We start from the raw sequence: 11539 nt of genomic DNA on the forward strand, positions 1-11539 counted from the left end.
TCACTATTTGATATACGTCAATATTTTAGCATTCCTTAATCCTAAAGTGTAGTAAAAAAACCGGATTAAAGACGCTACTATACGGTATAAATGATAAGCTGTAGCGCCATATAACCGGTATAGAAGCCGTAAATGAGGATTAAAATTGCACCAAACTGACGAAATAAGTCAGCTTGTTGCAATTTTTTGAGGAAGTTTGCACCCATTCCAACCGTGAGCATCGCTGGGAGGGTTCCTAAACCGAAAGCAAGCATGATACCCGCTCCGTTATACCAACTTCCTGATACGGCCGCCCATGTAAGCATAGAATAAACAAGACCACATGGTAACCAGCCCCAAATGAAACCAAATGGTAGAGCGTGGCTAGGGTGCTTTAAGGGTAAAAATGATTTACCTAAAGGGGAGATGTAGCGCCATAGCTTCTGTCCAACCTTTTCAAAGAACAACAAGCCGAACCACCACTTACCGATATACAAACCCAAGACGATCATAAAGCCAGCAGCAAATAACCGCAGCCAACCTAGCAAAGCATTGAGATCGCTCAACTGACCTATCGATGAGATTGCACCACCAATAACACCGCCAATCACGGCGTAGCTTAGTAAGCGTCCTAGGTTATAAAGCAGGGGAATGACAGGGGAAGGTTTACTGTTGCCAATTGAAAGCAGCGACGCAATGCCACCACACATTCCCATGCAGTGACCAGCGCCAATCAATCCAACAACAAAGGCTCCGATCCAATCAGGCGTCATCGTTCTTTTTGTCTAAGTTAGTTTGGTTTTCTACGTTAGCTTTCTCTGTCTTAACCGGTTTACTCTCAGAATGATGATGAGCATTAGTGTCTTCATCAAACAGAATGTTGTGGCCTTGACGCTCAAGGTCTTCAAACTGTTCGCTCTTAACGGCCCATAGAAAGATACCGACAGCGATGCACACAAGTACGATCGCAATTGGAATAAGTATGTATAAACTTTCCATTATTTACCTTGCTCTTTTAAAAGCCTTAACGAGTTAGACACAACAATAATAGAGCTAGCAGACATGCCAACAACAGCAATGTATGGAGCAACCAAACCAGCAACGGCCAATGGAAGAATAAGTAAGTTATACCCCAACGACCACGCTAAGTTTTCACGGATTATCTTACGCGTTTTAAGCGCCAATGTACGAGATTTAAGTAATCTATCGAGTTTGTCACCCAATAACACCATATCCGCTGAGGCTTTTGCCACGTCGGTACCGCCACCCATCGCAACCGAAAGGTGTGCACCAGCAAGAATAGGTGCATCGTTAATACCGTCACCAACCATCATGGTGATATCACTTGCGTCTCTAGAGTTCAGATACGCCAGTTTGTCTTCTGGTTTTGCGTTAGCAACAATATCAGTAATGCCGATCTCTTCAGCAACAGGCTTTGCATTAATCAAAGAATCGCCAGTGAGCAGGGTCGTTTTGATTCCCGCTTCTTTAAACTTTTTAATAAACTCGATACTTTCTTTACGAATTGGATCTTCATAAGTGAATGTTGCGATATGTCGACCAGACATCGACAAGTAAATACCATTGCTTTCGGACGGCTGAGCTTCACCTAGAATGAACTCACTACTACCAATCGCCACTTCTTGCCCATTCCACTCGCCAGTAATGCCCGAACCAATCACGTTGTTCACCGACTCGACTTCGATATCATCTGAAGTATGAGTTTTGAACGCTTTCGCAATAGGGTGGTTAGCATGTTGCTCTAGGCTCGCCGCTACTTTTAGACATGTGTCTTTATCAAGTTCTGCGAAGGTTTCGACTTGGCTGATACGAATATCACCCTCGGTCAATGTACCTGTTTTATCTATGATCAAGTGATTCACTTTACACAAGGTTTCAAACACATGGCCTTTGCGCAGCAAGATGCCGAAGTTACCCATACGAGAGGTTGAACACGTAATCGCGGTCGGTGTTGCAAGCGATAGAGCACAAGGGCAGGTCGCCACTAATACTGAAAGCATGATCCAGAAAGCATCTTCTGGACGTGTTTGGTGCCAGTAGAACCAAGTACCAAAAGAAATGATCAGGATAACCGCAACAAAGTATCGAGCCACCACATCGGCAATCTCTGCGATGCGAGGTTTTGACAGTTGCGCTTCATCTTGTAGGCGTACGATATTGGAAATCACGGAATCCGCTTTAGACGTCATCACTTCCAATTCAAACGATTCATCACCATTCAATGTGCCAGCAAAGACGGTATCGCCTTCGTTTTTCACCACATGGATAGATTCGCCAGTCAGCATAGATTCATCGATGTGGATTCGGCCAGACAGCACTTTGCCATCCGCAGGAATGTGCTCGCCAGGAAGAACGCGAATCTGGTCGCCAACCTTCAAGGTTTTTACCGGAACTTGCTCACCGTCCAACGTTGTTGCCATTGCAGGAACCAGCTTAAGCAGGTTACCACTCGCAGCTGCTGCCTTACGACGCGCTCTCATCTCTAAGAAACGTCCTAGAAGCAAGAAGAAGGTAAACATCGAGATAGATTCAAAGAACACTTCGCCTTGCTCTGTTACCGTTGCCACCAAACTCGCAACGTAAGCAAATAACAAAGCAATCGACACAGGAACATCCATGCCTAAGGTTCGGCCTTTGATACTACGCCAAGCATTAATATAGAACGGTAATGCAGAGTAGAGCAGTACTGGCGTTGCGAAGATCAAGCTGACCCAACGGAAGTAGTTTTTAAACTCAGGCTCAAGGTTACCAAACACTTCAAGATATAGAGCCACTGCAAGCATCATGACTTGCATAGTCGCTAGGCCAGCAACACCGAGGCGATACAAGTAGTTCTTCATCGAACGATGATAAGCGGCTTCTTGTTGGTCAGCCTCGAATGGTGCAGCTTTGTAGCCCAATCTATGAATCGCGGATAACAACTCGCTCAGTTTGGCCTGAGTGTTGTCCCAACTAAGCAAAGCGCGGTTGGTCGTGGTATTAACACGAATACTCACAACGCCAAGCTTTGAAGAAACTTGCTTTTCAATAAGCCAAGCACAAGCCGCACAAGAGACACCATCTAGTGACAATGTCACCTCTGAGATGTTTTCGGAGTTACGGACGAACTCAAGTTGAACATCTTCATTGTCATAGTGGCAGAGAGCCAGAAGTTGTTCTGGTACCAGATCTGCTTTTTCAGCCGGAGCAGTACGGTATTGGTAATAAGAGACCAAACCGCTATCTATGATTGTCTGGGCTACGGTTTCGCAACCCGGACAACACATCGGACGAACCGATCCTAAGATTTCTACTTTAAAATCCGTTTCCGCTGGTACATCTTCACCGCAATGATAACAGGATTCACACATAAGCTTTAATTCGTTAGTTGAGTAGGAGTATCAATAGGGAAGTTCATGCGACCTTGCACTAACCATTCAGAATCATGCGGAGAAAGCTCAATAAACCATGGTCCTTGCATTTCGTGGTCCAAAGTCATGGTGTAGTTACCTTTCGCATCTGCTGTCAGTAGTTGAGTGAAATCGCGGTCAGGCAGTGTTCTGTGAACAAACATCGCATTAATAGCAGGGAAGTGATCGAGCTTTCCTTTCTCAAGAGTAATGACAACTGAATTACCTTTCTCGTTAACTGAAGCAGAAAGACCGAGTTCCTTTGCAATATTTACTTTTGAAATATCGACATTAATGCCTTTTCCTTTTTTATAGTAATCCTCAGTCACTAGGTCTACAGAGTTTTGTGAAAACACGATAACCGTCAAAATGGTCCAAATAACTACTGTCGCTGGCAGCGCGATTAAGAACCACGGCCAAAACTGTTTATACCAAGGCTTTACCATAAAAAAGATCTCAAAAAAGAATAAAAAGAAGGGGGTTATAAAATAAAGGAAAGACAGCCTCTTAGAAAGAGGCTGTTATTGAAATGTTACTTATTATCCGAGTTGCTTAGGCTCCACACGTAAGATGAAACTAGCTGTACTTTGTCTTCGCCTAGAATGTCTTTCCAAGCAGGCATTACGCCAGAACGTCCGTACATAACTGTTTCAGTTACATCTGCGCGAGAATCACCAAACAACCAATCGCGGTCAGTCAGGTCAGGAGCGCCAACAGCAGGGTTACCCTTACCATCAGTACCGTGACACGCTGCACACACTACAAAGCGAGCTTTACCCGCTTCTGCTTCACGAGCGTTTACGCTACGACCAGAAAGGCTAAGCGTGTAGCTAACCACTTCTTTAACGCCTTGCTCACCAAGTGCATCTTTCCAGCCAGGCATTTGGCCAACACGACCATGCATGATTGTTGTCACGATAGCTTGTGGTTCACCACCATATAGCCATGCGTCATCAGTTAGGTTAGGAAAACCTTTTTGACCACGAGCATCAGAGCCGTGACACTGAGAACAGTTTTGCAGGAACAAACGCTGGCCGACTTTGATTGCGTCAGAATCTGATGCAATGTCAGGGATAGAACGTAAACCATTTTCGTCGTGAGCTAGCTTTCTGAATGCTTCACCAAAGTAGGTGTTTGCATCATCAAGCTCTTTCGCGTACGCATCTAACTGCTTGTTTGCTTGCGCAGCAGCAATTGCAGAGCGAGACTCTTCAATACTACGAACTTCTTGGTTTGAACTTGTCCAACCGAGTAGACCTTTAAAGTTGCCAAGGCCTGGGTATAGAGCAAGGTAAACCGCTGCAAACACAATCGTACTGATGAAAAGGTATGTCCACCATTTTGGTAGTGGGTTATTAAGCTCACGAATACCATCGTATTCATGGCCCATATCATGACCTTCTTCTACGCCAGTTCGATCTTTAAAACACCAACGAAGCAAGACAGCACAACCAATTAGGGTACCAATCGTAATCGCACTAACCCAGATACTCCAGAATGTACTCATTACTTTGTCACTCCTTCATTTTTAGAACTTGTTGCTGGCTCGTCGTCTGCAAACACTAGGTTCGCATCTTCGTCGAAACGTGATTTACGGTTTTTGCCGTATGCCCACCAAACGATGCCGATGAAGCAAGCAAAAACAGTAACAGTCCAAACACTTTGAAATGTAATAATGTCCATAATTATTCCTTATTTCATTGCGTGGCCAAGCGATTGAAGGTAAGCGATGATTGCATCCATCTCTGTTTTTCCTTCAACATCTTGTTTAGCGTTAGCAATTTGTTCGTCTGTGTAAGGAACACCAAATTGATTACGGAAGAGTTCAAGCTTCTGTTGAGTCAATTTGCCATCAAGTACATTCTCAGCAAGCCATGGGAAACCAGGCATGTTTGATTCAGGAACAAGTTCGCGAGGGTCGATAAGGTGAACACGGTGCCACTCATCAGAGTAACGATCACCAACACGCGCTAGATCAGGACCAGTACGCTTAGAACCCCATAGGAATGGGTGTTCCCAAACACTTTCGCCAGCTACAGAGTAGTGACCGTAACGTTCAGTTTCAGAGCGGAAAGGACGAATCATTTGGCTGTGACATACGTTACAACCTTCACGAATATAAACATCACGACCTTCCATTTCCAGAGCAGAGTAAACGCGTAGGTTTTCTACAGGTTCAGTCGTCTGCTTTTGGAAAATAAGAGGGGTAATTTCTACTAAAGCACCAAAACTGATAGCAATAACGATCAAGATCGCCAGTAGGCCAACGTTCTTCTCTACCAACTCATGGCGATTATTTGAATTTGAGCTCATTCTAAATCTCCTTAAGCCGGTTGAGGGATAGCTTTAAGGCTATCTTTAGGTGCAGAAACAGTTTTGTACGTGTTGTATGCCATTAAGAACATACCAGATAGGAAGATGAAACCACCTAAGAAACGCACAAAGTAGAACGGGTAAGACGCTTCTACAGATTCAACGAAGCTGTAAGTTAATGTACCGTCAGAGTTAACTGCACGCCACATCAGACCTTGCATCACACCAGAGATCCACATTGCTACAATGTAGAAAACCGTACCAATCGTTGCTAACCAGAAGTGAACATTGATTAGAGATACAGAGTACATACGCTCTTGACCAAATAGTTTAGGAACTAAGTGGTAAACCGAACCGATAGAAACCATTGCAACCCAACCTAACGCACCAGAGTGAACGTGACCGATAGTCCAGTCCGTGTAGTGAGATAGTGCGTTAACCGTTTTGATTGCCATCATAGGGCCTTCGAAAGTCGACATGCCATAGAATGATAGAGAAACGATTAGGAAACGTAGGATTGGGTCGTAGCGAAGCTTATGCCACGCGCCAGATAGAGTCATAATACCGTTGATCATGCCACCCCAAGAAGGAGCAAACAGAACCAAAGACATAACCATACCTAGAGACTGAGTCCAGTCTGGAAGTGCTGTGTAGTGTAGGTGGTGAGGACCAGCCCAAATATACAGAGACACAAGAGCCCAGAAGTGAACAATCGACAAACGGTAAGAGTAAACAGGGCGACCAGCTTGTTTAGGAACGAAGTAATACATCATACCTAGGAAACCAGCTGTCAATAGGAAGCCTACCGCATTGTGTCCGTACCACCATTGCACCATTGCATCGATCGCACCGGAATAAATCGAGTACGATTTAAACGCAGATACAGGAACAGCCAGGCTGTTAACGATGTGCAACACGGCAACCGTGATGATGAAGGCTCCGAAGAACCAGTTAGCTACATAAATGTGCGATGTCTTACGCTTAATCATAGTTCCGAAGAACACGACCGCATAAGCTACCCACACAAGAGTAATAGCAATATCGATTGGCCATTCAAGTTCTGCGTATTCTTTACCAGAGGTTAAACCTAACGGTAAAGTAATTGCAGCGGACAGGATAATCGCTTGCCAACCCCAAAAGGTAAAGGCTACGAGAGGGCCACCAAAGAGACGCGTCTGACAGGTACGTTGCACAACATAATATGATGTTGCAAACAGCGCACTTGTACCGAACGCAAAAATAACCGCATTAGTATGCAGGGGACGTAAACGACTGTACGTCAGCCACGGCGTATCAAAGTTTAGCTGTGGCCAAACTAATTGAGCGGCAATCAAAACACCAACGCCCATACCGACAATACCCCACAAAATTGTAACGAGGGTAAATTGACGGACGACCGTATAGTTGTAGTTTTGTTCAAGCTGCTTTTCTTGGCTCATTTGCATGCTTCCAATTTCTTATTTACTACACTTTACTTCCAACACGACTCGCGTCGTAATGCCACCCAAATTAGAAAAGGAAATTCAGCCTATTCAGAGCTTTATTTCCACTTGCTGATTTTAAAAAAAAGTGGCATTTTCAACGCGACACTATACTTGAATTAACAAATCAATGACAGAGTAGTAACCTTACGCTTGGTCTGGAATTGGATTTTTATTTAAAAACTTTGAACTTTGTAACAAGGAGTAAAGATTATAATGGCGGCACAAAAGCTAACAAAAGGCAGGCTTGTTCAAATTATCGTCATGTTGGTTATTTTAATAGCTGCATTTACTTGGAGAACAGTGACATACGATAATGACGAAACAGTAAACTGTATAATTTCTAAACCTTGCCAAATTACTATTGATAAACATAATGTTTTAATTTCAGGTGATAACCTGGGGTATTCGATCGAAACATCTAAAACTGGTAAATTTATCATTAACTATAATGAGAGCGGAACTCTAGAAGAAAAAGGGGCATCAATTTGGCTGTTACGAACGAACGCTCAGAACTCCTCAATAACGGTTACATTTCCACAACAGATATCGACACTTTCTGTAAACCTTTCTAAGGAATAACACAGTAACGAGTTAGTCTCACCTCAATTCTTTTGATAGAAATATGTACTAAGTCAGTGAAATAGATTGTATAAAAGTGTTATAAAGAGAGCATTAATAAAATCTTCCGAGATCTATGAAATTTCTATCAAAAGTCTCTTATTCCCTAGACGATAAAATCGCAGTAGATGAGCTGCTCAGTGGGGTGGCAAACCCTGACGATATTGCCTGTCTTATCTGCTACTGCACCGAAGAGTACTCCACACTTGCTGTGCAGAGATATTTCGTAGATGCGCTCCCGAATACACCAATACACGGCTGCACCACTTGTCACGGTATTATGACCGAAACAGGGTTCCATTCAGGCCCTGTGATTGGGATACTCATCATCTATGATTCCGGGATCAATGCCTACGGTACCGGCATCAGTCACTTTGGCGATTCCATAGAACGTAGTACGTTCAGCGCCATCGATAAAGCATTAAAGAACGCCAACCGAGAAGGTGAAATACCCGATCTTATCTTGCTCCATTCCACCCCTGGTAATGAAGAGAAGGTGATGGCGGCTATCGATAACAAATTTGGCACAGAGGTGCCGATTATTGGTGGAAGCGCAGCAGACAATCAAGTGTCTGGAAATTGGAGTATCTTTACCGAAGAAGCTCTTGCTATTAATGGCGTCTCTTTAACGGTGTTTTTTGCGTCACAATCCATCTATTCATCTTTTAGCGCCGGTCATACACCCACCCAGTATTCAGGCACCGTCACCAAAGTAAGAAATCGAATATTGTTAGAGATCGACCATAGGCCTGCGACCACCGTTTATAATGAATGGACTAATTTTCATTTAGGTGGCAGTGATGATGGGTATATTTTTGAAAAGTCGACAGTTTATCCATTAGGTCGAAAGGTCGGTTCTTCTTACGACTACCCATATTTCAAGTTGTCGCATTCGATCAGGGAAACTGAGTGTAACGGTATCGAGTTGTTCACTGATATCAATGAAGGTGACACCATCTATTTGATGCAAGGCTCTAAGCAACAACTTATCAGCCGTGCCGCTAACATCATTCATTCGTCTTACTATAATGATATGGATCTTGAAGAAAAATTAGGGGCGATCAACATATTCTGTGCAGGACCAATGCTGCACCTAAAACAAGATATGGATGAGGTTTGTGACCAAATCAATCACGCACTTGGTGGGCTTCCATACATATGTCCATTTACGTTTGGTGAGCAAGGCAGACTCTCTGGTGGTGAGAATGCGCACGGAAATTTGATGGTATCGTCTGCAACGTTTTATAGGCTGAAAAAGTAATGGATACTGAAGACCAGGAAGCGCTGCAAGAAGCTCGTATTGAACTCCAAAAACTAAAGGTCCGTGAACGTAAATTAGCTGAAGAGAATAGGGTGATCCTATCGACTATCTCTGCGATCAGTAAGGCGAGTAACATATCTGAAATATTTTCTAGTCTCGAATTCGCACTCAAAAAATACATAAAGTTTGATGATTTTATTGTGGTATCAAGAGTAGGGAATGAAGGTAGTTTCAAAACCCTGTTAACCAATAACAAAGTATTCGAACAAATGAATTGGACAGATTGTGGCAAGCTATCGCGAGTCATTAATGGAGAATGTGCCATTCTTTTTGAACCCAAATCTCTGGGTGAATTCAGCACTTTGCATCCCATTATCCTAGACCAAATTAACTCCGTACTGATTACTGGTATTGATAGCGGGCTAACACAATCCGTTATCATCTTTATCCATTCCAATACCAAACACTTTAGTATTGAAACCAAAGCCACTCTAAACCGATTTCGACCGCTGATTGAGCGTGCTGTTTTCGATATTGAAAACAAAGAAAAACTTGAAGCGACAGTCCGAGAACGTACAGCAGAACTCGTAGCAGCAAGAAAAGACGCAGAAAGAGCCAACAAAGCCAAATCTGAATTCTTAGCAATGATGAGTCATGAGTTAAGAACGCCGCTAAACGCTACCATAGGCTTAATCGACACGCTAAAGTCCACACCGCTGAATGATGAACAACAGTCTATATTGTTAAATATGAGTACATCATCTGAACTCCTATTGGCGATCATCAGTGATGTATTGGACTTTTCAAAGATTGAATCTGGATGCTTCTCGTTGGCTCCTCAATGGAGCAACGCAAGAGACACTGTAACTTTTGTTTTATCTGAACAAAAGAAGATAGCAGACGATAAAGGGTTGTCGTTAACCCTAACTAGCGACATTCCAGAAGGTGAACTACATTACATCGACCCAAGTCGCTTAGCACAGATCCTTTTTAATCTCATTGGTAACGCAATAAAGTTCACTGAACACGGGCATGTACATGTTTCTATTACATACCAGCACAGTTCATTCCGTATTAGCGTAGAAGACACCGGAATTGGCATCAGCTCACAGCAACTTTCGTCATTATTCAGTCCGTTCGTGCAAGCCGATAGCACAATCACACGTAGATTTGGTGGCACCGGCTTAGGTTTAGCAATAACAAAACGACTAGTAGAACTGATGCGCGGGCGTATATCGGTCGGGAGTGAGCCAGGAAAAGGCTCGAAATTTGAAGTGCGGTTACCAGTTTTAACGAGAGTGACGAACAATCAAGATCATGCTGCAGAAGATAAATACTCGCAAGTTCCAAGAACCCGTTATTCAGTGTTAGTTGTTGAAGACAACCCAACGAATCAGATGGTGATTCAATTGATCCTTGCGCGGCAAGGCCACGAAGTTTTCATCGCAAGCAACGGTGAAGAAGCCATTGGCTTTGTCGAAAGAGGTAATGATCCGATAGACATTATCTTGATGGATGTGTCGATGCCAGTTATGGACGGAATAACCACAACCAAATACATGAGAGACGCAAACATCAAAACACCAATCGTCGCGCTAACGGCACACACATCAGTAGAAGATAAATTTTCTTGTTTAGATGTCGGTATGAATGATTTCATTACCAAACCTGTAAGAACCAAAGAGATCATTGAAGCAATTGATAGGTTAATGCTTGAAGTCTAATAAACGTATTCTTAATCGAAGATTAGGAAATATGTTTATTAGGTATTTTATGGTAAATAGACTTGCTGTTAAATAGAACGTCAGTTTAGTAGTCAAACAAGAGGCAGGGCATCACATAAAGATACCTGTCTTATAAACACCAAACTCAATTTAACATAATATACATAATGCGCACTGAAAGTGTAGGCGCAAAGTTGTAATGTCACTATTTTCCAAAGTTAAAATGTCCCTTTAGCTCATCACCACTAGACTTAATTGATATTGGTAACGCTATGGACATAACAACATGCTGGTGACTATGAGTGATTCAGAGATCAATCGTTTTAAAGTAATTGAAGATGTGTGTCAGCGACGGATACGTCGAGTTGATGCTGCTGAGATTCTCTGCTTGAGTGTCCGTCATATCCAACGCTTGATGAACCGACTTCGTAAATACGGCGCAAGCGGATTGGCTCATCGCGCTCGCGGTAAGCCTAGCAACCATAGGTATTCCAGTGATTATCGAAACGCGGTGTTAAGCCTTGTCCGCGAAAACTACAGCGACTTTTCACCAACACTCGCTCAAGAAAAATTATCTGAGCTGCACAACTTACCCGTATCGAACGAAACTTTACGTCAATGGATGATCGCCGACGGACTGTGGCTTCCACATGCACAACGAAAACCTCGAGTCTATCAGCCACGTTACCGTCGTGATTGCTTGGGTGAACTTATCCAAATTGACGGCTCCCATCATGACTGGTTTGAAGG

12 protein-coding genes are annotated in these 11539 nt (G+C 43.3%); 4 read left to right on the forward strand and 8 right to left on the reverse strand.

The features are described 5' to 3' along the window. Positions 1-77 precede the first annotated feature (77 nt). From AB4407_RS16780 to ccoN, 8 genes are all read right to left on the reverse strand, one after another. Positions 78-752: a sulfite exporter TauE/SafE family protein gene (locus AB4407_RS16780; protein ID WP_372121366.1), complete on the reverse strand. Its 675-nt coding sequence runs from the start codon at positions 750-752 to the stop codon at positions 78-80. Continuing rightward, positions 742-978, reverse strand: a complete 237-nt coding sequence (ccoS, locus tag AB4407_RS16785; protein ID WP_372121367.1) for a cbb3-type cytochrome oxidase assembly protein CcoS — start codon at positions 976-978, stop codon at positions 742-744. Before ccoS ends, AB4407_RS16780 begins: the two co-directional genes overlap by 11 nt. Next, complete coding sequence (locus AB4407_RS16790) at positions 978-3350, reverse strand: heavy metal translocating P-type ATPase (RefSeq protein WP_372121369.1); 2373 nt, start codon at positions 3348-3350, stop codon at positions 978-980. The genes ccoS and AB4407_RS16790 overlap by 1 nt, the downstream gene beginning before the upstream one ends. A gap of 5 nt (positions 3351-3355) precedes the next feature. Then, positions 3356-3835 (reverse strand): FixH family protein, encoded by a 480-nt coding sequence (locus AB4407_RS16795; protein ID WP_372121370.1) that lies wholly within the window; start codon positions 3833-3835, stop codon positions 3356-3358. An 86-nt stretch (positions 3836-3921) separates the two neighbouring features. Then, a complete protein-coding gene (gene ccoP / locus AB4407_RS16800; RefSeq protein WP_372121371.1) occupies positions 3922-4896 on the reverse strand; it encodes a cytochrome-c oxidase, cbb3-type subunit III in 975 nt (324 codons plus the stop codon). Further along, positions 4896-5072: a CcoQ/FixQ family Cbb3-type cytochrome c oxidase assembly chaperone gene (locus AB4407_RS16805; RefSeq protein WP_004742291.1), complete on the reverse strand. Its 177-nt coding sequence runs from the start codon at positions 5070-5072 to the stop codon at positions 4896-4898. Before AB4407_RS16805 ends, ccoP begins: the two co-directional genes overlap by 1 nt. Positions 5073-5081: 9 nt before the next feature. Next, complete coding sequence (gene ccoO, locus AB4407_RS16810) at positions 5082-5702, reverse strand: cytochrome-c oxidase, cbb3-type subunit II (protein WP_372121372.1); 621 nt, start codon at positions 5700-5702, stop codon at positions 5082-5084. Positions 5703-5713: 11 nt separating this feature from the next. Further along, positions 5714-7147: a cytochrome-c oxidase, cbb3-type subunit I gene (ccoN, locus tag AB4407_RS16815; protein ID WP_009846707.1), complete on the reverse strand. Its 1434-nt coding sequence runs from the start codon at positions 7145-7147 to the stop codon at positions 5714-5716. A gap of 252 nt (positions 7148-7399) precedes the next feature. Here ccoN and AB4407_RS16820 point away from each other — a divergent pair, with 252 nt between their 5' ends. From AB4407_RS16820 to AB4407_RS16835, 4 genes are all read left to right on the forward strand, one after another. Further along, complete coding sequence (locus AB4407_RS16820) at positions 7400-7765, forward strand: hypothetical protein (RefSeq protein WP_372121373.1); 366 nt, start codon at positions 7400-7402, stop codon at positions 7763-7765. Positions 7766-7880: 115 nt separating this feature from the next. Then, entirely contained in the window at positions 7881-9065 is a 1185-nt protein-coding gene (locus tag AB4407_RS16825; protein ID WP_372121374.1) for an FIST signal transduction protein, read from the forward strand. Beyond that, a complete protein-coding gene (locus AB4407_RS16830) occupies positions 9065-10789 on the forward strand; it encodes an ATP-binding protein (protein ID WP_372121375.1) in 1725 nt (574 codons plus the stop codon). Before AB4407_RS16825 ends, AB4407_RS16830 begins: the two co-directional genes overlap by 1 nt. Before the next feature lie 298 nt (positions 10790-11087). Then, positions 11088-11539, forward strand: a 452-nt coding sequence (locus tag AB4407_RS16835; protein WP_372121376.1) for a helix-turn-helix domain-containing protein, incomplete at its 3' end; no start/stop codon positions are given.

This window comes from Vibrio sp. 10N.261.46.E11, assembly GCF_041472735.1.
GTDB lineage: Bacteria > Pseudomonadota > Gammaproteobacteria > Enterobacterales > Vibrionaceae > Vibrio.

Excerpts from the sequence above, each read along its gene's own strand:
- AB4407_RS16780 (WP_372121366.1), bottom strand. The coding sequence starts at position 752 with ATGACGCCTGATTGGATCGGAGCCTTTGTTGTTGGATTGATTGGCGCT.
- ccoS (WP_372121367.1), bottom strand. The coding sequence starts at position 978 with ATGGAAAGTTTATACATACTTATTCCAATTGCGATCGTACTTGTGTGC.
- AB4407_RS16790 (WP_372121369.1), bottom strand. The coding sequence starts at position 3,350 with ATGTGTGAATCCTGTTATCATTGCGGTGAAGATGTACCAGCGGAAACG.
- AB4407_RS16795 (WP_372121370.1), bottom strand. The coding sequence starts at position 3,835 with ATGGTAAAGCCTTGGTATAAACAGTTTTGGCCGTGGTTCTTAATCGCG.
- ccoP (WP_372121371.1), bottom strand. The coding sequence starts at position 4,896 with ATGAGTACATTCTGGAGTATCTGGGTTAGTGCGATTACGATTGGTACC.
- AB4407_RS16805 (WP_004742291.1), bottom strand. The coding sequence starts at position 5,072 with ATGGACATTATTACATTTCAAAGTGTTTGGACTGTTACTGTTTTTGCT.
- ccoO (WP_372121372.1), bottom strand. The coding sequence starts at position 5,702 with ATGAGCTCAAATTCAAATAATCGCCATGAGTTGGTAGAGAAGAACGTT.
- ccoN (WP_009846707.1), bottom strand. The coding sequence starts at position 7,147 with ATGCAAATGAGCCAAGAAAAGCAGCTTGAACAAAACTACAACTATACG.
- AB4407_RS16820 (WP_372121373.1), top strand. The coding sequence starts at position 7,400 with ATGGCGGCACAAAAGCTAACAAAAGGCAGGCTTGTTCAAATTATCGTC.
- AB4407_RS16825 (WP_372121374.1), top strand. The coding sequence starts at position 7,881 with ATGAAATTTCTATCAAAAGTCTCTTATTCCCTAGACGATAAAATCGCA.
- AB4407_RS16830 (WP_372121375.1), top strand. The coding sequence starts at position 9,065 with ATGGATACTGAAGACCAGGAAGCGCTGCAAGAAGCTCGTATTGAACTC.